Annotated in this window: 24 protein-coding genes; 12 read left to right on the forward strand and 12 right to left on the reverse strand. The window is 60.6% G+C overall.

The features are described from left to right. Window positions 1-245: 245 nt before the first annotated feature. Window positions 246-1127: an AraC family transcriptional regulator gene (locus D8U71_RS21735; protein ID WP_130888670.1), complete on the forward strand. Its 882-nt coding sequence runs from the start codon at window positions 246-248 to the stop codon at window positions 1125-1127. 127 nt (window positions 1128-1254) lie between these two features. Next, the gene (locus tag D8U71_RS21740) at window positions 1255-1992 is read left to right on the forward strand and encodes an SDR family oxidoreductase (protein ID WP_130888650.1); all 738 of its coding nucleotides are present in this window, start codon (window positions 1255-1257) and stop codon (window positions 1990-1992) included. A gap of 410 nt (window positions 1993-2402) precedes the next feature. Here the strand turns inward: D8U71_RS21740 and D8U71_RS21745 are convergent, their stop codons facing one another. Next, complete coding sequence (locus D8U71_RS21745) at window positions 2403-3098, reverse strand: B3/4 domain-containing protein (RefSeq protein WP_130888651.1); 696 nt, start codon at window positions 3096-3098, stop codon at window positions 2403-2405. Between the two features lie 46 nt (window positions 3099-3144). Here D8U71_RS21745 and D8U71_RS21750 point away from each other — a divergent pair, with 46 nt between their 5' ends. Then, window positions 3145-3771 carry an XRE family transcriptional regulator gene (locus D8U71_RS21750; protein ID WP_122610175.1) on the forward strand — a complete coding sequence of 209 codons (627 nt, stop codon included), beginning with the start codon at window positions 3145-3147 and terminating at the stop codon, window positions 3769-3771. 70 nt (window positions 3772-3841) lie between these two features. On the opposite strand, the gene D8U71_RS21755 is transcribed toward D8U71_RS21750, so the two are convergent. The 3 genes from D8U71_RS21755 to D8U71_RS21765 all read right to left on the reverse strand — a co-directional run bounded on the left by D8U71_RS21755 (window position 3842) and on the right by D8U71_RS21765 (window position 5872). Further along, window positions 3842-4042: a hypothetical protein gene (locus tag D8U71_RS21755; protein WP_095179589.1), complete on the reverse strand. Its 201-nt coding sequence runs from the start codon at window positions 4040-4042 to the stop codon at window positions 3842-3844. Window positions 4043-4186: 144 nt separating this feature from the next. Further along, entirely contained in the window at window positions 4187-4816 is a 630-nt protein-coding gene (ycaC, locus tag D8U71_RS21760) for an isochorismate family cysteine hydrolase YcaC (RefSeq protein WP_016774235.1), read from the reverse strand. Between the two features lie 129 nt (window positions 4817-4945). After that, complete coding sequence (locus D8U71_RS21765) at window positions 4946-5872, reverse strand: Gfo/Idh/MocA family oxidoreductase (protein ID WP_130888652.1); 927 nt, start codon at window positions 5870-5872, stop codon at window positions 4946-4948. 264 nt (window positions 5873-6136) lie between these two features. Here D8U71_RS21765 and D8U71_RS21770 point away from each other — a divergent pair, with 264 nt between their 5' ends. The 5 genes from D8U71_RS21770 to D8U71_RS21790 all read left to right on the forward strand — a co-directional run bounded on the left by D8U71_RS21770 (window position 6137) and on the right by D8U71_RS21790 (window position 8439). Beyond that, window positions 6137-6742, forward strand: a complete 606-nt coding sequence (locus D8U71_RS21770; protein ID WP_016774221.1) for an SCO family protein — start codon at window positions 6137-6139, stop codon at window positions 6740-6742. Then, window positions 6742-7221 carry a copper chaperone PCu(A)C gene (locus D8U71_RS21775; RefSeq protein ID WP_056784698.1) on the forward strand — a complete coding sequence of 160 codons (480 nt, stop codon included), beginning with the start codon at window positions 6742-6744 and terminating at the stop codon, window positions 7219-7221. Before D8U71_RS21770 ends, D8U71_RS21775 begins: the two co-directional genes overlap by 1 nt. 165 nt (window positions 7222-7386) lie before the next feature. Beyond that, a complete protein-coding gene (locus tag D8U71_RS21780; RefSeq protein WP_123441672.1) occupies window positions 7387-7761 on the forward strand; it encodes a hypothetical protein in 375 nt (124 codons plus the stop codon). Continuing rightward, window positions 7758-7997: a helix-turn-helix transcriptional regulator gene (locus D8U71_RS21785; protein WP_125926181.1), complete on the forward strand. Its 240-nt coding sequence runs from the start codon at window positions 7758-7760 to the stop codon at window positions 7995-7997. Before D8U71_RS21780 ends, D8U71_RS21785 begins: the two co-directional genes overlap by 4 nt. Before the next feature lie 124 nt (window positions 7998-8121). After that, window positions 8122-8439, forward strand: a complete 318-nt coding sequence (locus tag D8U71_RS21790; RefSeq protein ID WP_130888653.1) for a hypothetical protein — start codon at window positions 8122-8124, stop codon at window positions 8437-8439. Window positions 8440-8541: 102 nt separating this feature from the next. Here the strand turns inward: D8U71_RS21790 and D8U71_RS21795 are convergent, their stop codons facing one another. Beyond that, window positions 8542-9558 (reverse strand): ABC transporter substrate-binding protein, encoded by a 1017-nt coding sequence (locus tag D8U71_RS21795; protein WP_130888654.1) that lies wholly within the window; start codon window positions 9556-9558, stop codon window positions 8542-8544. Between the two features lie 133 nt (window positions 9559-9691). Between D8U71_RS21795 and D8U71_RS21800 the strand changes: the two genes are divergently transcribed. The 3 genes from D8U71_RS21800 to katG all read left to right on the forward strand — a co-directional run bounded on the left by D8U71_RS21800 (window position 9692) and on the right by katG (window position 14608). Next, window positions 9692-9889: a hypothetical protein gene (locus D8U71_RS21800; RefSeq protein WP_130888655.1), complete on the forward strand. Its 198-nt coding sequence runs from the start codon at window positions 9692-9694 to the stop codon at window positions 9887-9889. Next, window positions 9886-12096: an LTA synthase family protein gene (locus D8U71_RS21805; protein ID WP_130888656.1), complete on the forward strand. Its 2211-nt coding sequence runs from the start codon at window positions 9886-9888 to the stop codon at window positions 12094-12096. The genes D8U71_RS21800 and D8U71_RS21805 overlap by 4 nt, the downstream gene beginning before the upstream one ends. A gap of 235 nt (window positions 12097-12331) precedes the next feature. After that, window positions 12332-14608, forward strand: coding sequence for a catalase/peroxidase HPI (katG, locus tag D8U71_RS21810; RefSeq protein WP_130888657.1), 2277 nt, complete (start codon window positions 12332-12334; stop codon window positions 14606-14608). A 185-nt stretch (window positions 14609-14793) separates the two neighbouring features. On the opposite strand, the gene pepN is transcribed toward katG, so the two are convergent. Genes pepN through D8U71_RS21840 form a run of 6 tightly spaced genes read right to left on the reverse strand, consistent with a single transcriptional unit; the run spans window position 14794 to window position 21312 of the window. Next, window positions 14794-17451 carry an aminopeptidase N gene (gene pepN / locus D8U71_RS21815; RefSeq protein ID WP_130888658.1) on the reverse strand — a complete coding sequence of 886 codons (2658 nt, stop codon included), beginning with the start codon at window positions 17449-17451 and terminating at the stop codon, window positions 14794-14796. 10 nt (window positions 17452-17461) lie between these two features. Then, entirely contained in the window at window positions 17462-18292 is an 831-nt protein-coding gene (locus tag D8U71_RS21820) for a DUF2797 domain-containing protein (protein ID WP_024012501.1), read from the reverse strand. After that, window positions 18289-18549, reverse strand: coding sequence for a DUF1315 family protein (locus tag D8U71_RS21825; RefSeq protein WP_130888659.1), 261 nt, complete (start codon window positions 18547-18549; stop codon window positions 18289-18291). The genes D8U71_RS21820 and D8U71_RS21825 overlap by 4 nt, the downstream gene beginning before the upstream one ends. Window positions 18550-18584: 35 nt before the next feature. Then, window positions 18585-19454 (reverse strand): rhomboid family intramembrane serine protease, encoded by an 870-nt coding sequence (locus D8U71_RS21830; RefSeq protein WP_130888660.1) that lies wholly within the window; start codon window positions 19452-19454, stop codon window positions 18585-18587. Next, window positions 19451-20422 (reverse strand): metallophosphoesterase, encoded by a 972-nt coding sequence (locus D8U71_RS21835; RefSeq protein ID WP_130888661.1) that lies wholly within the window; start codon window positions 20420-20422, stop codon window positions 19451-19453. The genes D8U71_RS21830 and D8U71_RS21835 overlap by 4 nt, the downstream gene beginning before the upstream one ends. Then, on the reverse strand, window positions 20422-21312 hold the full coding sequence (locus D8U71_RS21840) for an NAD(+) kinase (protein WP_016774212.1): 891 nt from the start codon (window positions 21310-21312) through the stop codon (window positions 20422-20424). The genes D8U71_RS21835 and D8U71_RS21840 overlap by 1 nt, the downstream gene beginning before the upstream one ends. Window positions 21313-21426: 114 nt before the next feature. Between D8U71_RS21840 and D8U71_RS21845 the strand changes: the two genes are divergently transcribed. Continuing rightward, window positions 21427-22377: a DUF1853 family protein gene (locus tag D8U71_RS21845; protein WP_130888662.1), complete on the forward strand. Its 951-nt coding sequence runs from the start codon at window positions 21427-21429 to the stop codon at window positions 22375-22377. A 111-nt stretch (window positions 22378-22488) separates the two neighbouring features. Here the strand turns inward: D8U71_RS21845 and D8U71_RS21850 are convergent, their stop codons facing one another. After that, window positions 22489-23772, reverse strand: coding sequence for an arsenic transporter (locus D8U71_RS21850; RefSeq protein ID WP_130888663.1), 1284 nt, complete (start codon window positions 23770-23772; stop codon window positions 22489-22491). Window positions 23773-23832: the final 60 nt, after the last annotated feature.

Consider the following 23832-nt stretch of genomic DNA (forward strand, 5'->3'; position numbering starts at 1 on the left):
CGATAGCGAATCGGTGTTGCGCCTGATGGCGCGCTCGTAAACACGGCTTCACTGTCGCGCACTGGCCGCCGCCGGGCTTTCGGGCGATTGCCGGGACTGTCGGAGTTTTGCGCTGGAATTTCTCATTCGCCCGCCCTAACCTGCAAAATCATTCGCAGCCGAAGCTTTTCATGGAGCGTCCTGTGCCCTCTGCCAGCCCCGCTACACCGACAATCAGCCAGCCCGCGCGCATCGCCGCCGAAGCCATGCCGGAGCATCTGCCCGGTGTTGCGGAAACGACCACGCCGCGGCCGCAGATCAAGGATGCAGTGGTGCAACTGTTCCGCCATCAGACTCTGCTCGAACCGATCCGCGTGCCCTGCGTGGCCGAACCGCTGCTGGTGCTGGTATTGGCCGGCACTGCCCGGGTCGAAGAACGTTCGTTGGGCGGAGAATGGCAGGCGAGCCAGGTCACGGCGGGCGACTTCTTCCTGACCAACACCCGCGAACCCTATGAAATGCGCTGGCAAACCGAAGGTTGCGAGGTGTTCGAAGTCATGCACCTTTACCTAGGTCTGGGCCTGATCGAACAAGCGGCGCGCGAAGCGTTCGGCGAACAGGCCGGTGCAGTGACGTTTGTCGATGTGTCCGGTGCGCGTGACGAGCAGGTCAGCTTCATTCTTGAGCAACTGCGCATCGAACTGACCGAACAGCGCCAACCCAGCGCACTGCTGGTGCACAGCCTGGCTCAGGCGTTGGCGATCCATTTGCTGCGTCATTATCTCGACCCCGACAGCAACCCGCGCCGCGACAACGCCCTGCCCGCCTACAAACTGCGCCGGGTGATCGAAGCCATGAATGCGCATCTGGCGGAAGATTTCAGCCTCGGTGATATGGCCGCAGTCGCTGAGCTGAGCGACTACCACTTCAGCCGCACCTTCAAGCGCGCCACCGGTTTATCGCCCTCGCAATACTTCATCCGCCTGCGCATGAGCCGCGCGCGTCATCTGTTGCTGGAGACGGCACGCAGCGTGATCGACATTGGCCTGGAAGTCGGCTACTCCAGCCCCAGCCACTTTTCCCAGGTGTTCCGCCGTGAAGTCGGGGTCACTCCGAGTGCCTACCGGGACGCGCCACGCGGGGCCTGAAAACCTGTCGAAAAGCGATGCAGCAGAATTGGGCAAATCCCGTGGAGGAATCGATTAATAGCCCATGAGCCGCCGCACTTAATCTTCTTCCAAGCCCACTCACGGGCACACAGAAGAGGACGACATCATGCTGAACATTCAAGACAAAGTGATCGTGATTACCGGCGCCAGCAGCGGCATCGGCGAAGCCACCGCACGCCTGCTCGCCGAACGTGGCGCCAAAGTGGTGTTGGGCGCACGGCGCACCGAGCGTCTGGCCGTGATTGCCGATGAGATCAACGGCGCCGGTGGCCACGCGCAGTTCCGCGCACTGGACGTCACCGATCAGCAGGATGTGCAGCGCTTCGTTGATTTCGCCGTCGAGCATTACGGCCGCGTCGATGTGCTGGTCAACAACGCCGGGGTCATGCCGTTGTCACGGCTGGATGCGCTGAAGGTCGATGAGTGGAACCGCATGATCGACGTCAACATCCGTGGCGTACTCCACGGCATCGCTGCCAGTCTGCCGTTGATGCAGCGCCAGCGCGCCGGGCAGATCATCAACATCGCCTCGATCGGCGCTTACGCGGTCAGCCCCACCGCAGCGGTGTACTGCGCAACCAAATACGCAGTACGGGCCATTTCCGAAGGCTTGCGTCAGGAAGTCGGCGGCGATATCCGCGTCACCGTCATTGCACCGGGCGTGACCGAATCGGAACTGGCCGAGAGCATTTCCGATGAAGGCGGCCGCGCCGAGATGAAGTCATTCCGCAAGATCGCCATCCCCGCCGAAGCCATCGCCCGCGCGATTGCGTATGCCGTCGAACAACCGGCGGACGTGGACGTCAGCGAACTGATCGTGCGCCCGACCGCGAGCCCTTATTGAAACCAGGAGTCAATCTGTGGCAGCGAGCCTGCTCGCGAAAGTGCTGGGTCAGGCGAACATGATGTTGAATGTACCGCCGCATTCGCGAGCAGGCTCGCTCCCACAGGGTGGTTGTGGCGCCACCAAATCATTGGTCAACACATTGTGGGAGCGAGCTTGCTCGCGAAAGCGGTGGTTCAGGCGAATATGAAGTTGAATGTGACGCCGCCTTCGCGAGCAGACTCGCTCCCACAGAGGTTGTAGCACCACCAAATCATTGGTCAACACGGAACACTGTGGGAGCGAGCTTGCTCGCGAAAGCGGTGGTTCAGCGGGCAAAGAGGTTGAATATGCCGCCGTCTCGCGAGCAGGCTCGCTCCCACAGGGAATCGCGGTGCCGCTGACGAAACGGGCTGGCACTCATATCTAGCTTAACGCGCTCCCGGCCCGATCAACATGCTTTCGATCTCGGCACCGGGCATCAATTGTTGCAGGCCATCGATCAACTTGTCGCCGGCCTCGGTCAGCGCTTCCAGCGGCATGGCGGGCAGGCTTTCGAGGATGAACCACATGTGCTGCGCCTGCGCATCGAGGCGGGTTCGCACGCCTTGGCGCCAGTTCCAGCGCCGGCAGGTCACGCCTTGGTCATCGCGCCAGATCACTTCGCCGGCGTCCGGGAATTCATGCGCGGGCAGACCTTCTTTCATCGTGTCGAACGGTTCGCTGCCATCGGCGACGACCAGACGCGGTGAGCCGACGTAGGCCTCGGCATTCTCGCCCCCCACGGGAATCGCGTATTCCAGACTGATGGCGTTGTACAGATCAACCACCGGATCGATGCTCGGCAACTCGCCGTCGCGCAACACCCGTTTGCGCAGAGCCTCGGCCGAGCAAGGCGTGCGCTGCGGCTTGGCACCGAACTGGCGAAACACGTCCGCCCAGGCCTGCAAGTGCGCGGGCCCCCATGACGGGCCACCGTTGGCGACGATCTGACAGGCTTTGGCCAGTGCTTCACCGGCCACGTATGCCTGAGTAATCGGCGCCGCTTGCACGACAATACTCAGCGCTCTGAAGCCCGGCGCGAGTTGCGCAACAGCCGGATCGATTGACGGCACGACAGACAGCATCCCAGAATCCCCCTCATACCCGAATTTCAAACGATGCTAGCGATCAATGACCAAGAAAGTCAATATAACGACCGAGGCCGGCGCCGACGTCGAGACCGTCAGCGCGGCGGTGTCGCGCACGCTCAAACAGGCGCGCAAACAACAGGGCATCACCCTGGATGAACTGTCCAGGCGCTCCGGCGTGAGCAAAGGCATGGTGGTCGAGATCGAGAAGGGCTCGGCCAACCCAAGCATCGCGACATTGTGCAAAATTGCCGCAGCGCTGGGCTTGTCCGTGGCGGACTTCGTCAATGTCGCCGACACTCCGGCGGCGCATCTGATCGACAGTGATGACATCCCCACGCTATGGACCGGTGAGCTGGGTGGATCGGCACGACTGCTGGCCGGCACCGGCGGCCCGAACATGCTCGAGTTGTGGCGCTGGGAATTGTTTCCCGGCGAGTCGTTTGCTTCAGCCGGTCACCCGAATGGCACCACAGAGCTGTTTCATGTCGAGAAAGGCACGTTGCATTTGAGGGTGGGCGATGCCGAGCTGATTGTCGGGCCAGGGTGTTCGGCGGTAGCGCGGACCGATGTGGCGCATGGGTATGCCAACCATGGCCGGTCGAAACTGGTTTTCACGATGTCGGTGACTGAACTGCATCAGGGTGCCAGGGAAAGCCCCTCACCCTAGCCCTCTCCCCGAGGAGAGGGAACTGTCCGGGTTGACCATCACAGGGAGCGTTCCCCTTCAAACAGCACGGTCAGCGTGACGGCGGATGCTCCGTCGAAACCGAATTGGCCGCGTCCACATCCGACATGTCTTCTTCTACAGGCGCATCATCGTCCGGCGGCAAAGGCACCTCGGGGTTCTCGCGCTTGGGATCGTGCCCGGTCTCGTTGTCGGTGGTGCGCGTCACGGCTTGTTGCGACTGGTTGCCCGGTGCGTTTTCATCAATGTCCATGTCGTTCTCCGAGGTGTTCAGCGATAGGTACCTGAACGTGTGAAATGCCCTTGCGTGACAAGTGCCCGACAATGGACGAACGGCGTTCTGTAGAAAACGCAAAAAGCCTGCTTTCGAGGCAGGCTTTCGCTTTGGATTTAACGCTTACTTCTGCTGCGTCAGCGCCGAGTAGCTGTTCATCAGGTTGCGGTAGTTGGGAATGCGCTGCGACAACAGATTGCCCAGGCCTTCAATGTCATTGCGCCAGTCGCGGTGCAGCTCACAGGCCACCGAGAACCAGTTCATCATCTGCGCGCCGGCCTGAGTCATGCGACTCCATGCGGCTTGCTGCACGGTGGTGTTAAAGGTGCCGGACGCATCAGTCACCACAAACACATCAAAACCTTCCGCCAGTGCCGACAGGGTCGGGAACGCTACGCAGACATCCGTGACCACACCGGCAATGATGATCTGCTTGCGCCCGGTGGCCTTGATCGCCTTGACGAAGTCCTCGTTGTCCCAAGCGTTGATCTGGCCTGGACGAGCGATGTACGGCGCGTCCGGGAACATCTCTTTCAGCTCCGGCACCAGCGGGCCGTTCGGGCCTTGTTCGAAGCTGGTGGTGAGGATGGTTGGCAGGTCGAAGAACTTGGCCAGATCCGCCAGCGCCAGCACGTTGTTCTTGAACTCGTTCGGCGAGAAGTCCTGCACCAGCGAGATAAGACCGGTCTGGTGGTCAACCAGCAGCACGATAGCGTCGTCTTTGTTCAGGCGGTTGTAGGTTGGAGTGGTCATGGTGTGCGTCCCTTTTCAAGTTTGGAGTTTTGTTGTTGCGTTCAAGTTGGGTACAGATTACTGACGCACAGCAAAGGGATAAATCGCTTGAAAAGGGTTACACCGTCCACTCAAACCGGACAATCCACTTCAATCATAGAACGGCTCAACCAACGCCCGACTACCGACAAAGAAACTGTCCGCCACCAAGCGCAACGGTTGCAGATCCAGGTCGCTGTCCTTGTCGCTGATCAATTGCTGGAAGTGGCGGTAGACCGCTGCGTACTCGCCCTCCTCCGAGACGCTTTGGCGCACGCCGTCGATGCTCAGCACGGCGCCGCCATTGTCCAGGCGCAGGATGCCTTCGACGCAGCGGATTTCGATGCTCCACAGCTCGTCGTGGCCATGGTCGAAGTCGAACTCGGCGCGCACGTCGAGACGACGCGCATCGGACATGTTGATCGAGGCGGCAATCGGCGACTGGCAGTTGCTCGGCACGCGCAGCTCGGCGGCTTCGACAAACAGCGGCAGCGCCAGCAGGTGGGTGACGATCGACAGCGCGTTGATGCCCGGGTCGAAGACGCCGAGGCCGCCCGGCTGCCAGATCCATGCCTGGCCCGGATGCCACTTGCGCACGTCTTCCTTCCAGTCGATCTGCACGCTTTGCAGGGTGCGGCTGGCAAGCCAGTCGCGGGCGGCGGCGATGCCCGGTGCGTAGCGTGAATGCCAGGCGAACAAAGCGCTGACGCCTTGTTCGGCGACTTGATCGACCAGGGCCATGGCCTCGCCCAATGTCGCACAGGGCGGTTTTTCCACGAGCACGTGCTTGCCGGCCGCCAACGCCTGTTGCACCAGCGCGAAGCGCCCTTGTGGCGGCGTGCAGAACGCAATTGCGTCGACAGTCGGGCCGTTTTCGAGCAGTTCGCCCAGCGACTGGAAGTTCTCCACCCCGGCGCAAGGTTTGCCCTGGGTAGCGACCGCCACCAACTGGAACGCCGGGTTGGCGAGGATGGCGGGAACGTGTTGATCCTGGGCGATCTTGCCGTAGCCCACCAGGCCGAGACGAATCGGTTGCATTACAGACTCCTGTTGTTGTTTTGGTCTTTGCAGCGCAGCGGCAAGAGTACGTGTTTCTGCGCCCGCCTCCAATCGTCATACTATTTAAATCAAGTTTAGACGTAAGGCTTATTCGTCATTTCTTCTTACACCTTTTGTCGTCCGATCCCGCACCGCGCGGCGATCGGCAGCCGGCGATCAGCCTCAGTTTGCTATCATGCGGCGCTTTTACGGTTAACCCCTCGCCAGTCCTGCCGACTGGCGGGCTGCAAAAGGCGGTATTAGATGACGGCTTTGTTGACTCGCCGCAAGGTACTTGCGGGAATGGGCGTGCTCGGGCTCGGCCTGCTCGCCGGTTGCGATACCCGTGGCCAACTGTCGTACAAGTACGGCAAGGATCTGAGCGACAAGATTCTCGGACGCACCTTCAAGCTGAAGAATCCCGAAGGCGAAACCATGTCGCTGTCGAGCTTTCGCGGGATGATGCCGATGATCTTCTTCGGCTTCACCCAGTGCCCGGCCGTTTGCCCCACTACCCTGGCCCGCGCCGCACAGATCAAAAAACTGATGGGCCGCGACGGCGACCGTTTGCAAGTGGTGTTCATCACCCTCGACCCTGAGCGCGACACGCCGCAGATCCTCGACGCCTATGTCAAAGCCTTCGACCCGAGCTTCGTCGCGCTGTACGGGACGCTTGAGGAAACCAAGGCCACCGCCAAGGAATTCGACGTGTTCTACGAGAAAGTCCCGGCCGGCGACACCTACACCATCTCCCATACGTCCACCAGCTACGTCTACGACTCGCGTGGTGAGTTGCGCCTGGGCCTGTCCACTTCGCTGACAGCCCAAGAGTGCACGGAAGATTTGCTTACTGTTATGGAGGTCTGCTGATGCATCCCGTTCTGAATCACCTCAAACGCACCGTATGTGCACTGTCCCTGCTCGGCCTGGCCTTTCAGGCGTCGGCGCAGACCAAAGTCGACGATGCCTGGGTCCGTGCCACCGTGCCGACCCAGTCCGCCAGCGGCGCGTTCATGACCGTCACTGCCGACAGCGACAGCAAACTGCTCAGCGTTGCCTCGCCAGTGGCCAAGGACGTTCAGATTCATGAAATGAGCATGAAGAACGATGTGATGACCATGGGCCCGGTGAAGTCGGTTGAGTTGCCTGCCGGCAAAGCCGTGAGCTTCGATCCGAACGGCTACCACGTCATGCTGATGGGCCTGACCGGTCAGTTGAAGGAAGGCGAAAACGTGCCGCTGACCCTGACCGTGGAAAACGCCAAGGGCGAGAAAGAAACCATTGAAGTCAAGGCACCGGTCCGCGCGCTGACCAACATGGGCGGCCACGATCACAGCAAGATGCATTGATCGCTGACTGAAAGACTGTTCGCCTGACAGAAAAACGGGGCGGCCTGATCGATGATCAGGCCGCCCCGTTTTTTATGAAAACGATGCTCTGACGCATGGAAAGCTTGCTTTACATAAGCGAAGATTTCGATGAGGATGTAAAGGGTCTTTTACAGGGAGTTGAACATGAATCGCTATTACCTCGAAATGGGCGCCGCATTGACGCTGTACACGCTCGTGCTGATCGCCTCGGTGGTTGCCAGCCAACATTTTCTGGACGCCCATCTGCTGTTGCGTTCAGCCGTCGCGCTGGCGCCGATGATCCCCGCCGGATTGATGTGCTGGGCTATCGTGCGCAACCTGCGGCGCCTGGATGAAATGCACCTGCGCATCCAGTTTGAAGCGCTGGGCTTTGCCTTCGCCGCTTCCGCGTTACTGACGTTCAGCTATGGCTTTCTCGAAAATATCGGCGCCCCGCACATACCGTGGACCTGCGTATGGCCGGTGATGGCCGCGATGTGGATCCTCGGTCTGCAAATCGCCCGACGTCGCTATCAATGAAAAATCACCTCAAGGCGCTGCGCGCCGAGCGCAAGTGGTCACAGGTCGATCTGGCGGAGCGCTTGAACGTCTCGCGCCAGACCATCAACGCCATCGAAAATGAACGCTACGACCCGAGCCTGCCGCTGGCGTTTCAGATCGCGCGAACGTTTGGATTGGCCATTGAAAGTATTTTCGAGGATCCGGAAGCAGAATCCGATTCGCAAACTGCTGTGAGGGGTGGCAAACAGCCGTAGTTGATTTCGATTCATGCTAAAAACTGTCAACTTTTACAGTGTTGCATCGATGCCATGCGCCCTATCCTGCCTACTCCCGGCAATGATTGCAGGGGTCTCATTGATCAGATGGAGCATTGCAAAGATGACTAGCACAGTAGCCTTTCCTTTTAAGTTCCAAGGGTTGAATGCCGAGAAAACCGAGATTTCGCTATCCAGGATCAGCGACATCGGCGCGCAGATAACGCCGACGGAGCAAATGACCCGTCTCAATCTGAATTTCACTTTTGCCGACGGCAGCAGTCTGAGTACCGATATTGTTCCCAGCGCAAACGTGACAGAAACTTACGGAATCGTTCCCCGCTGGGGTCTGGAGCGCAGCAAAAACAATTCGGTCACCTGTACGTTCCGCTGGTGGCCCGACAACCAAGTTTTCCAGAGCACATTCAAGGTCGTTGCATGATGGTTCGGGACGGCTGTCCGGCAACGGACAGCCACTACTCAGCAGCATGAAGCGTCAACCAAGCTCGGCAGCGTAAGGCCACAGGATCCTGCTGCACTCGCCTCAACTCCCCGCACCACCATGCGCCTCTTCAAAGAAGTAATCCTTCCAGCTCCCCGCCTTGTTCTTCAGCACGCCCAATTCCTGCAATTTTTCGGCATAGATAAACGTGCGTTGCGGTACGACGGTGAAGTCGATTTCCGGGTCTTTGACGATTTGCTCGACCAGGGCCAGCGGCAGTTTCGATTGCTCTACACGAATGTAGGCCTGGGCGGCGGCGGGTTTGTCGGCTTTGATGATGTTCTCGGCTTCGGCCAGTGCGTCGTAGAACGCCTTGTAGGTTTTCGGGTTTTCGTCGTGGAATTTTTCCGTGGTGTAGAGCACGTTGAACGTCGCCGGGCCGCCGAGGATGTCGTAGGAGCTCAGCACTTTATGCACGTTGGGGTTTTGCAGCGCCTGGTACTGGAACGGTGGGCTGGAGAAATGCGAGTTGATTTCCGAGCCACCGGCAATCAGCGCGGCGGTGGCGTCCGGGTGCGGCAGGCTGACCGAAATGTTGTCGAACTTCTTGAACTGGTCGTCACCGAATTGCCTGGCGGTTTCAATCTGCAGAGTGCGCGACTGGAAGCCTACGCCTGCGGCTGGCACGGCGATGCGGTCCTTGTCGCTGAAGTCCTTGAGGGTTTTGATGTTCGGGTTGTTGGTCAGCAGGTAATTGGGCATCGACCCCAGCGCGGCGATGGCTTTGACGTTCTGCTTGCCCTTGGTGCGATCCCACACGGTGAGCATCGGCGGCACGCCGGCCGAGACGACGTCCAGCGCACCGGTGAGCAGCGCCTCGTTCATCGCCGTGGCGCCGGAAATGCTGTTCCAGTCGACCTTGATCTCCAGGCCCTGAGCCTTGCCGTGTTTCTCGATCAATTGTTGATCGCGCACGACGTCGAGAATCAGGTAACCGATGCCGAATTGCTGGGCGATGCTGATTTTGCCCTCGGCCCGGGCGCCGCTGCTGAACAGCGCGCCCGCTGCCAGAGTTGCGGCCAACAGAGTCAGCGCAGAACGTTTGAACGGTGTGGCCATGACAACCTCGCAGCATGGGGGTGGGCTGAAAGGCCTGACTTTATAGCTATAAAAAAAAGAAATTAAATATCCTTATCGCATATCGATAGCACTGAGCGCTTTGACGTCTGCTGCTGGAATTCAGGAGCAGTGGATGGACCTACAACAGTCTGAAACAAAAAACTGCCCCTCCGAAAAACAGCCATACGTCCCACAACCCACGCCCGCTATGGGCACGCGCCGTATCAGCGATCGCCAGCCGCAGGTTTTAAAAGCCGATCAGCCTTTCTGCCCTTGGTATCATCACCCACACTTTTTTGACCCTTTGATGACAAGCAGGCCTTTTTTGTGAGCGCTCTTTTCAACTGGCTGCGGCGGCCGAATGCCCGCCTTCTTTCTCTCATCGCTCTGGTATTGGTCGTGCCGGTGTGCCTGCGGGCGGCGCTGGGCTGGTCGAACCCGCTGGGCTTTTTGTCGGATCTGGCCGTCGGCAGTTTGCTGGTGGTAACGCTGCATCGCCGCGCATGGTGGCTGGCCTTGCCGGTGCTGATGTTCTGGGCGCTGCTGGCGATCGCCACGGCAGAATTGGTCAGCGCCGTCGGCCGCCTGCCGACGCCTTCGGATATTCACTACCTGATCGACCCGCAATTCGTCGAAAACTCCACTGGCGGCGGACTTGCGCACCCTGCCCTGGCCATGGCTTTGCTGGGTGCCCTGGCTTTCTGGCTGCTGACTCAGTTTGTTGCTCGCGGCTTGTCTCGCCCTGCTCTGCCTCGCTCCGTCTGGGCCGCGCCTATTGTGTTGTTCGCCGCCCATTGGGGCGCGCAAAACCTGTGGCCGAATGACGGCGACGCCTGGCGCCTGTACAACCTGCCGCATCAGTTGCTCGCCAGTGAAGTCGCCGACATGCAGATCCAGGCCGAGGAATGGCTCGACGGCGACGTTGAAGAACCCACACCGGCGATGGCCGGGCTCACCGACGTCGATCTCAATGGCCAGAAGCTGCTCGCCGCGCCGGGCCAGGCGCGCAATGTATTGATCATCGCGCTCGAAGGCATCCCCGGCGCCTACATCCGTGCCAACCGTGAGGCGATCGGCAGTCATTATCAGGAAGACCTGATGCCCAACCTCAGCCGCTGGGCCGAGCGCGGCATGAACACCCCGGATTACGTGCTGCACACCCATCAGACCATTCGCGGTCTGTACGCCATGCTCTGCGGTGACTACGACAAGCTCAACAATGGCACGCCCAAAGGCGTGGAAATGCTCACCCTCAACGAACGCAATCAGGCCTGCCTGCCGGCACAATTGCGCGAGCACGGCTTCAGCACGCATTACTTGCAGGGCGCCGGACTGCGCTTCATGGCCAAAGACAAGATCATGCCGCACATCGGTTTCGATGCGACCCATGGTCTGGAATGGTTCAGCAACAGCAACTATCTGGAGTTCCCCTGGGGCAAGGATGACAAGGCGTTCTTCGAAGGTGCGCTGGATTATGTCGGCCAACTGAAGAAGCAAAAACAGCCGTGGATGCTCACGCTGCTGACAGTCGGCACCCACCAGCCCTACTCTGCACCGGAGGATTATCTGCAGCGTTATGAGACGCCCAAGCAGGCTGCCGTCGGTTATCTCGACGATGCGCTGGATCAATTTCTTGCCGGACTTGAGCGCCAGGGCGTTCTCAAGGACACGCTGGTAGTGATCACCTCGGATGAATCCCACGGCATCGACGGCGTGCGGCTGGCCTCCTCGTGGGGTTTCAACCTGACGCTGGCACCGGAGCAGGCGCAACTGCCGCGTCTGAATGCCGGGGTTTATGGCCATGTCGATCTGAGCACCTCGATCCTCGACTATTTTGACCTGCCGGTGCCGTCTGCGCTGAGCGGCCGCTCGCTGTTTCGCGACTACGATTCCGGGCGAGAAATCATGTCGTTCACCAACGGCAAGCTGCGATACCACGACGGTCAGGGCATCTTCTCCGAGTGCGACCTGCCGCGCCGCTGCCGCTACTACCAAAGCACCGGCTTCATCGCCGAAAGCGCTACTTACAAAGGCACCTACAGCGGCCATCCGGCCCGGCAGATCGCCGCGCGCGCCGATGCCCTCGACTTGTCCCTGTTGCGCACACCGCTCAATCATCGCTACCAGTTCGGCGGCAACAACATCATCCCTCTGCAAGCGCAGATCAAGGATGACTGGGCCGACAACCTGATCGGCGCGCAATACCTGGAAATGCCCAAAGGCTCGCACACCCGCGTGCGCCTGACCGTGCGCTCGGTCGATCCGCAGCAGGCGGCGTACATTCAGCTCAAGGCCAAGGAATTTGAACAGGACGTGCAACTGGGCCTGCCTACGGAAATGGTCGCCACGGCGGACCAGCCACTGGAGTTGGACTTCAGCTTTGAAAACCCGCAGCCGCGCAAAGCCTTCTCGTTTCATCTGTTGGGGTATGGCAATGGCGCGGTTGAAGTCAGCGACTTCAGCGTCATCACCGAATTGCCCGGCCAGGAAGACATCCTTGATGACGTTCCTGATGACGAAACCGCGCAATCCAGCTAACCCCTGTAGGCGCTGCCGGAGGCTCGGGCCGCGGTCGGACGATCTTTTGATCTTGCTGTTCAATGAAAAATAAAAGGCAAAAGATCGCAGCCTTCGGCAACACCTACCTGTGCGGTGAAAGAGTTTGCCTATCGGTATCCAATAGTCGGGCTATTAGCCGACTTGCCAACTCGGGTCTAGCCTTACCAGTCCGAAGTCGGCACGAGCCGGCCGCAGACCTGATAGGGATACGAACATGGCAAACGAATCGAAATGCCCGTTCAACCACGCCGCCGGCGGCGGTACGACGAACCGTGACTGGTGGCCGAATCAACTCAATCTGAAAATCCTCAGCCAGCATTCCCCCAAGTCCGATCCGCTGGGCCAGGACTTCGACTACGCCAAGGCCTTCAAAAGCCTCGACTTTCAGGCGCTGAAACAAGACATCAGAGCGCTGATGACTGATTCTCAGGACTGGTGGCCAGCCGACTTTGGCCACTACGGCCCGCTGTTCGTGCGCATGGCCTGGCACAGCGCCGGGACCTATCGCACCGCCGATGGCCGTGGGGGCGCCGGCTCCGGACAGCAACGCTTCGCCCCGCTCAACAGTTGGCCGGACAACGTCAGCCTCGACAAGGCCCGCCGCCTGCTGTGGCCGATCAAGCAAAAATACGGGCGCAATATTTCCTGGGCTGACTTGATCGTGCTTACCGGCAACGTCGCGCTGGAATCCATGGGCTTCAAGACCTTCGGTTTTTCCGGGGGCCGCGCCGATGTCTGGGAACCGGATGAAGACGTGTACTGGGGTTCGGAAACCGAATGGCTGGGTGGCGATAACCGTTACGGCAAGAGCAATGGCCCGGTGCAAGAGCCCGGCGACGGCACGCTGGTGGCTGAGCCCGATTTGCATGGCCGTGAAGAAAGCCGTACCGATCAGGGCGAACGTAATCTGGAAAATCCCCTCGCCGCCGTGCAGATGGGCCTGATCTACGTCAACCCGGAAGGCCCGGAAGGCAACCCGGACCCGGTGGCCTCGGCCAAGGACATTCGCGAAACCTTCGGCCGCATGGCCATGAACGACGAAGAAACCGTGGCGCTGATCGCCGGCGGCCACGCGTTCGGCAAGACCCATGGCGCCGGCCCGGCCGACAATGTCGGCCCAGAGCCGGAAGCGGCCGGTCTGGAGCAACAGGGTCTGGGCTGGAAAAACGCCTTCGGCACCGGTAAAGGCGCCGACACCATCACCAGTGGTCTGGAAGTGACCTGGACCACCACACCAACGCAGTGGAGCAACAACTATCTGGAAAACCTGTTCGGCTTCGAGTGGGAGCTGACCAAAAGCCCGGCGGGCGCCCATCAGTGGCAACCGAAAAACGGCGCGGGTGCAGGCACCGTTCCCCACGCTCACGATCCGAACAAGAAGCTCTCGCCGACCATGCTCACCTCCGATCTGGCGTTGCGCTTCGATCCTGCCTACGAACAAATCTCGCGGCGCTTTCTGGCCAATCCCGATCAGCTCGCCGACGCGTTCGCCCGCGCCTGGTACAAGCTGATCCATCGCGACATGGGTCCGCTCTCCCGCTACCTCGGCCCGGAATTTCCACAAGAGGAATTGCTCTGGCAAGACCCGCTGCCCGACGTGACGCACCCGCTGATCGATGACAGCGACGCCACGGCGCTGAAAAACAAGGTGCTGGCTTCAGGGTTGTCAGTGTCGCAACTTGTCTCGACCGCGTGGGCTGCAGCATCGACCTTCCGCGGCTCGGACAAACGCGGTGGCGCCAACGGCGGACGCTTGCGTCTGGCCCCGCAGAAGTTCTGGCAGGCCAACCAGCCCGAGCAATTGGACAAGGTGCTAAGCACCCTGGAAGGCATTCAGAACGAGTTCAACGGTTCTGCTGCCAATGGCAAGAAGATCTCGCTGGCGGACCTGATCGTCCTGGCCGGTAATGCCGGAGTGGAAAAAGCCGCGCAGAACGCCGGGCATTCAGTGTCGGTGCCGTTTTCACCGGGCCGCGTCGATGCTTCGCAGGAGCAGACCGATGTCGAATCGTTCGGCTTCCTCGAACCGATTGCCGATGGCTTCCGCAATTACAGCAAAGGAAAATACACGGTTGCGGCGGAAACCCTGCTGATCGACAAGGCGCAGTTGCTGACGCTCACGGCACCGGAAATGACCGTGCTGCTGGGTGGTTTGCGGGTATTGAACACCAATGTCGGCCAGACGCGGCATGGCGTGTTCACCGATAAAACCGAAACGCTGAGCAATGACTTCTTCACCCACCTGCTGGACATGGGAGTTGAGTGGACCCCAACGTCACGGGATGCCGATGAGTTTGAAGGCCGTGACCGCAAGACCGGGGCGCCAAAGTGGACGGCGACTCGGGTGGATCTGGTGTTCGGCTCGAATGCGCAATTGCGCGCGTTGGCCGAGGTGTACGCCAGTTCCGACGCGAAGGCGCAGTTCGTCAACGATTTCGTCAAGGCATGGACGAAGGTGATGAATCTGGATCGGTTTGATCTGCGTAAATAGCTGTTTGTTGTACCAATAAAAATGCCGCTCGTTGAGCGGCATTTTTTGTTGATCGTTCCCACGCGCAGCAAAGGAATGCAGCAAGGGACGCTCTGCGTCCCAAAGCCGACGCAGAGCGTCGAGAGAGTCATTCCCACGCAGAGCATGGGAACGATCAATTAAACGCCCCAAACATCTAATCGGCGTTAAGCCAGGCTCTTGCTCACCACTTCATAGACGTCACTGGACAGCGACCCGGACGCCAGAATGCGTTCCAGCTCAGCCTTCATCAGAGCCTGGCGCGCGCTGTCGTATTTGCGCCAGCGAGTCAGTGGGGCCAGTTGGCGCGAGGCGATCTGTGGGTTGAAGCCGTTCAGTTCGATCACCAGATCGGCAAGGAAGCGATAACCGGAACCGTCCGCCGCGTGGAAGTTGATCAGGTTCTGCCCGGCGAACGCGCCGATCAATGCCCGCACCTTGTTCGGGTTCTTGATGTTGAACGCCGGGTGCTGCATCAACGCCTTCACCCGCTCCAAACCGCCCGGCAAGGTGCTGCCGGCCTGCACGCTGAACCACTGATCCATGACCAGCGGATTGTCCTTGAAGTGCTCGGCGAAGCTGGCCAGGGCGAGGGCCTTCTGTTCTTCGAACGGCGAGTTGACCAGCACCGCCAGCGCAGTCAGGCGCTCGGTCATGTTGTCGGCGGTCTCGAACTGCTCCAGCGCCGCCGCCAGCACTTCCGGCTTGCCGCTGAGCATCAGGTACGACAGGGCAATGTTCTGCAAGGCGCGACGAGCGAAGTGCTCTGCCTCGGCGACGTACGGAGTCTTTTTCGACAGATCGCGATTGGCCTGATAACGCAGCCACAGCGCTTCGAACAAGCCTTCGGCGAGTTGCTTGCGGGCGAACTCGCGAGCGACATGAATCGCCTCGACGTCAGTCACTTCGCTGATCTCGGTGAGATAGGCCTCACCCGGCAGCGAGAGCATTTCGGCAACCATCGCCTGATCCAGCGACTCGTCGGACAGCACCGTGCGCAGCGCCGACACCAAACGCGGATCGAGCTTCAGGCTCTCGCCTTTCTGATGTTGGCCGATCAACTCTTGAAGCACTTGCACCGACAATTGCTGACCGGCATCCCAGCGATTGAAACCGTCGCTGTCGTGCTGCATCAGGAACATCAGTTGATCGCGGTTGTACGGGAAGCTCAATTTCACTGGCGCCGAGAAGCCGCGCAGCAGCGACGGCAAAGGCTGTTCGTTGATGTCGACGAAAGTGAAGGTCTGCTCGGCTTCGGTCACCGAGATCACTCGGGTGGTACCTTGTGCCGAGGCTTCGCCAGCCAGACGCAGGGCGATTTCATTGCCCTGGCTGTCGAGCAGGCCGAGCTCGACCGGAATCACGAACGGCAGTTTTTCTACCTTGTCCGGGGTCGGCGGGCAGCTCTGGCGGAAGGTCAGGCTGTAGGTTTTCGCCGCAGCGTCGTAGGACTCGCTGACGGCCAGACGCGGTGTGCCGGCCTGGCTGTACCAGCGCTTGAACTGGCTGAGATCAACGCCATTGGCATCTTCCATGGCCTTGACGAAGTCGTCGCAGGTCACGGCCTGGCCGTCGTGGCGCTCGAAGTACAGATCGCTGCCCTTGCGGAAGCCTTCTGCGCCCAGCAGGGTGTGGATCATGCCGACCACTTCCGAGCCCTTTTCGTACACGGTCAGTGTGTAGAAGTTGGAAATCTCGATGAAGCTGTCCGGACGCACGGCGTGGGCCATCGGCCCGGCATCTTCGGCGAACTGGTGGGTACGCAGGTACGCCACGTCCTGAATGCGCTTGACCGTCGCCGAGTTCATGTCCGATGAGAAACCGGCATCGCGGAACACCGTGAAACCTTCCTTGAGCGACAGCTGGAACCAGTCGCGGCAGGTCACGCGGTTGCCCGACCAGTTGTGGAAGTATTCATGGGCGACGATCGCCTCGACCCGCTGGTGCGCGGCGTCGGTGGCGGTTTCGGCGCGGGCCAGCACGGCGCTGGAGTTGAAGATGTTGAGGCCCTTGTTCTCCATCGCGCCCATGTTGAAATCGTTGACGGCGACGATCATGAAGATGTCCAGATCGTACTCGCGACCGTAGACCTCTTCGTCCCAGCGCATGGACTTCTTCAGGCTGTTCATCGCGTGCTGGCACTTGTCGATGTTTTCCGGCTCGACATAAATGCGCAGCGCGACAGTGCGCTGGCTCATGGTGGTGAAGGTGTCTTCGACGCACCACAGATCACCGGCGACCAGCGCAAACAGGTACGCCGGTTTCTTGAACGGGTCTTCCCAGGTCGCCCAGTGCCGGCCGTCTTCGCCGGGGCCGGAAGCGATCGGGTTACCGTTGGAGAGCAACACCGGGTAGCTGTGCTGTTCGGCCACGACGGTGGTGGTGAACTTGCTCATCACGTCCGGGCGGTCGAGGTAATAGGTGATCTTGCGAAAGCCTTCGGCTTCGCACTGGGTGCAGAACATCGTGCCGGACTTGTACAGGCCTTCCAGCGCGGTATTGGTTTCCGGATGGATGCGCACGCTGGTGTCGAGGGTGAAGGTTTCACTGGTCGGCTGCAGGGTCAGGTGACTGTCCGAGACTTGATAGTCAGCGGCGGTCAGCTCCTGATCCGCCAGCGTCACCGACAGCAGCTCAAGTTGCTGGCCGTCGAGCACCAGCGGCGGCAGTCCGGCGCCACGTTCAGGGTTACGGCGCATCACCAGTTGCGCGTGAACCAGGCTGTGGTCCTCGAACAACTCGAAGGTCAGGTGCGTTTCGTCAATCAGGTACTCGGGCGCCTGATAGTCCTTGAGGTAAATCATCTTCGGTTGTTCGGTGCGCATGCTGGAATCCTTATTGATGCACGGCGAGCTGGTAAGCCGTGTATTTACGAATGTTGATCACGCCGGTGTCGAAGATCAGGTACTGACCCTTGATCCCCAGCAGCGTGCCTTCGGCAATCGGGTTCTTGTCCAGGTTGAAGCTGACGATTTTCGCCGGGTATTGCTCGACGGGATAGCGGATTTCCAGCGGTTCGACATCGGCAATCGTCTGAATCGCCTGTAGGCCGAATCGCTCCTGCAACCCTTGCAGGCCCTCAGCGCAGCTTTCGAACAACTGATCGCGCACCTGCGCCAGATCCACCGCCGCCGCATCGCCCTTGAGCAGTGCGCGCCAGTTGGTCTTGTCCGCCACCTGACTGCGGAACAAGTCTTCGACAAAGCCCGATTGCTGCCGTGTCGACACGCGCATGATCGGCAGCGCCTGACTCGCGCCCTGATCGAGCCAGCGGGTCGGCAACTGCGTGGCACGGGTGATGCCGACCTTGATCCCCGACGAGTTGGCCAGGTAGACCACATGGTCGGTCATGCAGAACTGCTGGCCCCACACCGGATCGCGGCAGGTGCCGGCGTCGAAGTGGCAGCGCTCCGGGCTCATGATGCACAGGTCGCACTGCGCCAGTTTGGTCATGCACGGGTAGCAATAACCCTGACTGAAACTGGTTTTGGTCTTGCGCCCGCAATGGGTGCAGTGGATCGCCCCCAGGAATTCCAGACGCAACGTGCTGCCGATCAACGGATTGACCGGCACCTCGACGTCATCCAGACGAAACGCGTACTGCACGTTCGGCCCGTCCAGACGCGCCGACATTTTACTGATTGCACCGCGGCCAATCTCGATCAATGGATGGCATCCGACTTGAACAGGATGTTCGGCACTTCGATCGACTTCGACGCACACTCTTGCGGGCCCATGTAGCCAGTACGCTGGTCTTCCGGCAGGTTCTGGATTTCCCAGGCAATCATCGCCTGCAACGACAGCTCGCGCTGTTCGGCAGTGAGTTTGTTGCCGTCGGACCATTTGCCGATTTCCACGGCCAGTTTCAGGCTTTCGTAGATGTCCGGGGTGATGGTGCTGATCATGTCGTTGAAAGAGGACATCAGGGTCTCCGTGCTCTTTACTGAAACAAAAAATGTTAGACGGCCAGTTTACGGCGGTTATACAAACCGCCCAACAAACCGGTGAAGCATCCGATGAGTAACCCGCTCAGGTGCGCGGCGTTGGCGATCTGGCCGAAACCGATCAGCGAAATCAGCCCGGACATGCACACCACCAGCCACACCAGCATCATCACCAGCACGCCGCGCGGCAAACGATAGGCCGGGTTCGGCGCCAGCAACTGGAAAATCCAGCAATGCCCGAGCAAGCCGTAAAGCACGCCGGACAGCCCACCAAACAGGCTCGGGCCGCTCCAGACGAACTGCGCGTAGTTGGACACCAGACTGAACAGCAGCGTCAGGCCGATCAGGTTGATGCTGCCCTGGCGCGACTCGATGCGCCGCCCCAGCTCCCAGTACCACATGCCGTTCATGGCCAGATGGAGGATGCCGAAGTGGATCAGCATCGGCGTGACCAGCCGCCACCACTGCCCCGCCGCCAGACTGTCGGCCAGCGGCGTGAAGTGGATGTACTCGCCGATCACGCGAAAATCGAGGAAGGTCAGCCAGCGCAGGGTCTCGAGATTTTCACCGAGAAAGGTCAGACCGCCGACAATCAGGCTCAACAGCAGAATCAATCCGGTGGCCCTGGCGTGTTTCAGCTGCTCGGCGAAGCTCGGGCGCTTGAAGGTCTGGCCCACGGGAATGTCCAGTTGCTGATCCGGGTCGCCGGCCGGGAAGCGCTCGTACAAGGAACGCACGTCCTCGCTGATTTCCTCCGGCGCCCACAACACCTGTTCGCCCGCCTCTTCGCTGACCCGATGGGGCACTTGCATGCGTTGCAGCAGTTTGACAAAACCGCTCAAATCCACCGCCAACGGCAGGCGCAATACCGCTACCGCACTCATTGCAGGACCTCCGGCCGCTCGACATCGACCCAGACGAATTTTTGCGGATCCAGGCGCGTTTCCTCGTCCAGACGATAGGCCACCAGTTTGCCGTAGAGCACCGCACTGTAATCCAGGCACGCGAGGTTCGGGCGGATCGGCGCCGGTTTGCCGCTGCGCCAGTAGTGGCCGACGAACAGCAACGGCTCGTCGACGCCATAGCGCAGCAGGGAATTCTTTTCGGTTGAAGTCAGCGGCGTCTGCGCGACAGGTTCCGGCAGTGCATCGGGCTGGAAGACGATGTCGCCGTAGGTTTTCGGATCGTCTTCCCAGAACTTGGTGCGGAAGAACGAACGCACCAGACCGTCGCCGCTGGTCATGGTCAAGCCACCGGGCAGGCGCATGTCGGTGCCGCGCAGCAAGCGGTCGAACACGGTGCAGGCGAAGCTGCCGGGCACCGCCGAGGCCTGGAGGAAATGCTCATCGACGCAGCCATTGGGGAACAACGCCCGCAGCGGCTCGATCAGACCGGCGTCCCAGCACGCATGGACGACGCGGAAGCGCCGGGCATCGACGAACAGCGGCAGCTCGTAGAACCATTGCTGGAAGTCATGCCAGTCGCCGGGATGGTCTTCAAATTGAGTCAGGGTTTCCTGCAACAGCCGCGCATGGCGTTTGGTGTGTTCGCGCACGAACTGCTTGCCGCTGCCCGGTGGCGCCGGGGTGACCCAGCCGAGCGCATTGAATTCATGGTTGCCCATGATGCACAGCGCCTGCCCTGCTTCGACCATGTCGTGGACGATGTGCAGCGCCTCGCGAATGCGCGGGCCACGGTCGATGATGTCGCCGACGAACACCGCCATGCGTGACGGATGCCGCCAGACCCCGCCCTGCTTGTGATAACCGAGACGGTCCAGCAAGTGTTCGAGGGTCATGGCGCATCCGTGCACGTCACCGATCAGGTCGTAACTGCGCGCGGGATCGAGCATCAGTCGCCTCCGCCCCCCAGCTTGCTGCCCCAGCCAAGCTTGGTGCGGCACACCTCGTAGTAATTGTGATCGAGCGGATGAATCAGGCGCAGCTTCTGTGCCTTTTTGCTCACGGTAATGGTGTCGCCCGGTGCGCAGGTGAAGTGGTTCTGGCCGTCGCAGGAGACCTGCGGGTAGATCTGCATATCTTTGGACACGACGATTTTCAGCTCACTGTTGCCATCGACCACGATCGGCCGTCCCGACAAGGTATGGGGGTACATCGGCACAATCACAATAGCGTCGAGCTTGGGATGCATGATCGGCCCGCCGGCAGACAAGGCGTAGGCAGTGGAGCCGGTGGGCGTGGCGACGATCAGGCCGTCGGCCTTCTGGCTGCAGACAAACTGGCCGTCGATGTACAGCTCGAATTCGATCATCCGCGTCGATTTGCCCGGGTGCAGCACCACGTCGTTGAGCGCATCGCCCTGGCCGATGGCCTCGCCATGGCGACGCACTTCGGCTTGCAGCAGGAAGCGGTTTTCCACCAGATAGTGGCCGTCGAGCACTTCGGCGACCTTGATTTCCAACTCGTCCGGGCGAATATCGGTGAGGAAGCCGAGGCTGCCACGGTTGATGCCGAGCACCGGAATATTGTGTTTGGCCAGCGCCCGCGCGGCGCCGAGCAGGCTGCCGTCACCGCCGACGACGATGACCATGTCGCAGACTTCGCCGAGCATCTTGCGCGACGAAGTTTGCAGGCCGTGGCCGGGCAGGACTTCAGCGATGGTGTCTTCGAGGATCACATGCAGGTGACGGTCGAGCAGAAAGCGTTTCAGTCGGCGGACGGTATCCAGCACCTGGGAGCTGCCCAGGCGACCGATGATGCCGATATTACGAAATTGCTCCATGGGACCTCTGCGGACAATCGAAAACGCGAAAACCCGATTATGGGCGAAAGCGCCAGATAGACAAAATCCTTTCAGCCTCAAGGGTGCGCTCAGGTTTAAGGCTATGCTCGCAAGATGATCCTGTTTCCCGACTTGTTGCAGTTGCCCCATCAGTTACGCCATCCCGAAGTGCGGGACCTGGCGTGGGTGATCCTCGCGCCGCCGATGCTCGCCGCTACACCGTGGCCGCAGCGCCATCCGCTCGCCGGCAGCGACTGGGTGCACGACCCGCAGCGTCTCGAACACTGGCTGCGCCAGCTCGACCACGACAGTTACGGCCTGCTGCAATGGCTGGCGCAGGCGCGCACCCGCCGTCTGGGCCTGTATTACGAGCGCCTGTGGCAGTTCGCCGTCTCGCATGCGCCGGGCATCGAACTGATCGCCGCCAACCTGCCAATCCGCCGCGCCGGGCACACCCTCGGCGAGCTGGACATGCTGCTGCGTGACCGCGACGGCGTGCATCATCTGGAACTGGCGATCAAGCTCTACCTTGGCCCGCAGGATGGCAATGGCCGCGATCCCGCGCAGTGGCTGGGGCCGGGTTGTCATGATCGGCTGGATCGCAAACTGGCGCATCTGGCCGAGCATCAATTGCCGATCTCGGCGCGCCCGGAAAGCCGCGAAGTGCTCGCGGCGCTGGATATCGAAACCTTCAGCGCGCAGCTGTGGCTGGGCGGTTATCTGCTGTATCCGTGGCCCGGGCAGGCCGAGTCACCGCACGGCGCGCATCCGCAACATTTGCGTGGCAGTTGGCTGCATCAGAAGGACTGGCCGGCGTTTGTCGCCCAACGCCCGCCGGGCCGCTGGCAACCCCTGCCCCGCCACGCCTGGCTGGCGCCGGCGCATTACCCGGCGGATCAGGTCTGGGCGGACGAACATCTGCGCTTGTGGCTGGAAGACCTGCCAGCACTGGCCCCGGCGCAGTTGATGGTGCGCCTGACCGAGAATGCCTTGGGCGAATGGGAAGAGGCGGAGCGGTTGTTTCTGGTGGCGGATCTTTGGCCGAATGTGCCGGGGCAAACCTGAGATTTGTGGTGCCTGAACTGGCCCAATCGCTGGCAAGCCAGCTCCCACAGGTTTCGCGGTGAATACAAATCCTGTGGGAGCTGGCTTGCCAGCGATCGGGCCCACCCGGGTCTACAGCGAAAGCCGCACCGCCAGCGCCGCCAACGTCACCAGCAACACCGGCACCGTCAGCACAATCCCGACGCGGAAGTAATAGCCCCAGCCGATGTGAATGCCCTTGCGCTCCAGCACATGCAACCACAACAAGGTCGCCAGACTGCCGATCGGAGTGATCTTCGGCCCAAGGTCGCTACCGATGACGTTGGCGTAGATCATCGCTTCTTTGATCACGCCGCTGGCCTGACTGGCGTCAATCGACAGCAAGCCGATCAGTACGGTTGGCAAGTTGTTCATGATCGACGACAGCAGCGCCGTCAGCACCCCGGTGCCCATGGCCGCGCCCCACACGCCGTGGCCGGCGAACACATCCAGCCATCCGGCGAGGTAACCGGTGAGCCCGGCGTTGCGCAGGCCGTACACCACCAGGTACATGCCCAGCGAGAAAATCACGATCTGCCACGGCGCTTCTTTCATAACCTTGCGCGTGGAGATTTTGTGACCGCGCGCAGCGATGCCCAGCAGCAGCGCGGCGCACACGGCAGAAATCGCGCTGATTGGAATGCCCAGCGGTTCCAGAGCGAAGCAGCCAATCAACAGGATCACCAGCACCGCCCAACCGGCATAGAACGTCGCCTTGTCGTGGATCGCGGTTTGCGGGTTTTCCAGTTGTGCAGGATCGTACGCCGCCGGGATGTCACGACGGAAAAACCACAGCAACATGCCCAGCGTCGCCGCCACGCTGACGAAGTTCACCGGCACCATCACCGCGGCATAGCGGTTGAAGCCGATGTGGAAGAAGTCCGCCGAAACGATGTTGACCAGGTTCGACACCACCAGCGGCAGGCTCGCCGTATCGGCGATAAACCCGGCGCCCATGACGAATGCCAGCGTCGCCGCCGGTGAAAAGCGCAACGCCAACAGCATCGAAATCACGATCGGCGTGAGAATCAGCGCCGCGCCGTCATTGGCGAACAACGCCGAGACCAGCGCACCGAGCAGCACCATGAAGGCAAACAGTTTGCGCCCACTGCCCCGCCCCCAACGCGCCACGTGCAGCGCTGCCCAATTGAAAAAGCCAGCCTCGTCGAGCAACAGGCTGATGATGATCAGCGCCACGAAGGTGCCGGTGGCGTTCCAGATGATCTGCCAGACCAGCGTGATATCCGTGAGGTGGACGACGCCGAAAATCAACGCCAGCACGGCGCCCAACGTTGCACTCCAGCCGACGCCTAGACCTTTGGGTTGCCAGATGACGAGGGTGATGGTCAGCAGGAAAATCAGTGACGCAGCGAGCATTCGCAGGAGCCTTCAAATAGCGAAACGGGTGGAAATCGAACGAATGTGGGAGCGAGCCTG

This window comes from Pseudomonas sp. Sample_21 (genome assembly GCF_004307525.1).
Taxonomy (GTDB): domain Bacteria; phylum Pseudomonadota; class Gammaproteobacteria; order Pseudomonadales; family Pseudomonadaceae; genus Aquipseudomonas; species Aquipseudomonas atacamensis.

What these genes read in the sequence shown, in the direction of transcription:
- D8U71_RS21800 (WP_130888655.1), top strand. Translation starts at nt 9,692, where the DNA reads ATGGACCTACAACAGTCTGAAACAAAAAACTGCCCCTCCGAAAAACAG.
- pepN (WP_130888658.1), bottom strand. Translation starts at nt 17,451, where the DNA reads ATGCGCACCGAACAACCGAAGATGATTTACCTCAAGGACTATCAGGCG.
- D8U71_RS21750 (WP_122610175.1), top strand. Translation starts at nt 3,145, where the DNA reads ATGACCAAGAAAGTCAATATAACGACCGAGGCCGGCGCCGACGTCGAG.
- katG (WP_130888657.1), top strand. Translation starts at nt 12,332, where the DNA reads ATGGCAAACGAATCGAAATGCCCGTTCAACCACGCCGCCGGCGGCGGT.
- D8U71_RS21765 (WP_130888652.1), bottom strand. Translation starts at nt 5,872, where the DNA reads ATGCAACCGATTCGTCTCGGCCTGGTGGGCTACGGCAAGATCGCCCAG.
- D8U71_RS21780 (WP_123441672.1), top strand. Translation starts at nt 7,387, where the DNA reads ATGAATCGCTATTACCTCGAAATGGGCGCCGCATTGACGCTGTACACG.
- D8U71_RS21835 (WP_130888661.1), bottom strand. Translation starts at nt 20,422, where the DNA reads ATGCTCGATCCCGCGCGCAGTTACGACCTGATCGGTGACGTGCACGGA.
- D8U71_RS21850 (WP_130888663.1), bottom strand. Translation starts at nt 23,772, where the DNA reads ATGCTCGCTGCGTCACTGATTTTCCTGCTGACCATCACCCTCGTCATC.
- D8U71_RS21735 (WP_130888670.1), top strand. Translation starts at nt 246, where the DNA reads ATGCCGGAGCATCTGCCCGGTGTTGCGGAAACGACCACGCCGCGGCCG.
- ycaC (WP_016774235.1), bottom strand. Translation starts at nt 4,816, where the DNA reads ATGACCACTCCAACCTACAACCGCCTGAACAAAGACGACGCTATCGTG.
- D8U71_RS21740 (WP_130888650.1), top strand. Translation starts at nt 1,255, where the DNA reads ATGCTGAACATTCAAGACAAAGTGATCGTGATTACCGGCGCCAGCAGC.
- D8U71_RS21770 (WP_016774221.1), top strand. Translation starts at nt 6,137, where the DNA reads ATGACGGCTTTGTTGACTCGCCGCAAGGTACTTGCGGGAATGGGCGTG.
- D8U71_RS21830 (WP_130888660.1), bottom strand. Translation starts at nt 19,454, where the DNA reads ATGAGTGCGGTAGCGGTATTGCGCCTGCCGTTGGCGGTGGATTTGAGC.
- D8U71_RS21795 (WP_130888654.1), bottom strand. Translation starts at nt 9,558, where the DNA reads ATGGCCACACCGTTCAAACGTTCTGCGCTGACTCTGTTGGCCGCAACT.
- D8U71_RS21840 (WP_016774212.1), bottom strand. Translation starts at nt 21,312, where the DNA reads ATGGAGCAATTTCGTAATATCGGCATCATCGGTCGCCTGGGCAGCTCC.
- D8U71_RS21825 (WP_130888659.1), bottom strand. Translation starts at nt 18,549, where the DNA reads ATGTCCTCTTTCAACGACATGATCAGCACCATCACCCCGGACATCTAC.
- D8U71_RS21775 (WP_056784698.1), top strand. Translation starts at nt 6,742, where the DNA reads ATGCATCCCGTTCTGAATCACCTCAAACGCACCGTATGTGCACTGTCC.
- D8U71_RS21755 (WP_095179589.1), bottom strand. Translation starts at nt 4,042, where the DNA reads ATGGACATTGATGAAAACGCACCGGGCAACCAGTCGCAACAAGCCGTG.
- D8U71_RS21745 (WP_130888651.1), bottom strand. Translation starts at nt 3,098, where the DNA reads ATGCTGTCTGTCGTGCCGTCAATCGATCCGGCTGTTGCGCAACTCGCG.
- D8U71_RS21790 (WP_130888653.1), top strand. Translation starts at nt 8,122, where the DNA reads ATGACTAGCACAGTAGCCTTTCCTTTTAAGTTCCAAGGGTTGAATGCC.
- D8U71_RS21845 (WP_130888662.1), top strand. Translation starts at nt 21,427, where the DNA reads ATGATCCTGTTTCCCGACTTGTTGCAGTTGCCCCATCAGTTACGCCAT.
- D8U71_RS21785 (WP_125926181.1), top strand. Translation starts at nt 7,758, where the DNA reads ATGAAAAATCACCTCAAGGCGCTGCGCGCCGAGCGCAAGTGGTCACAG.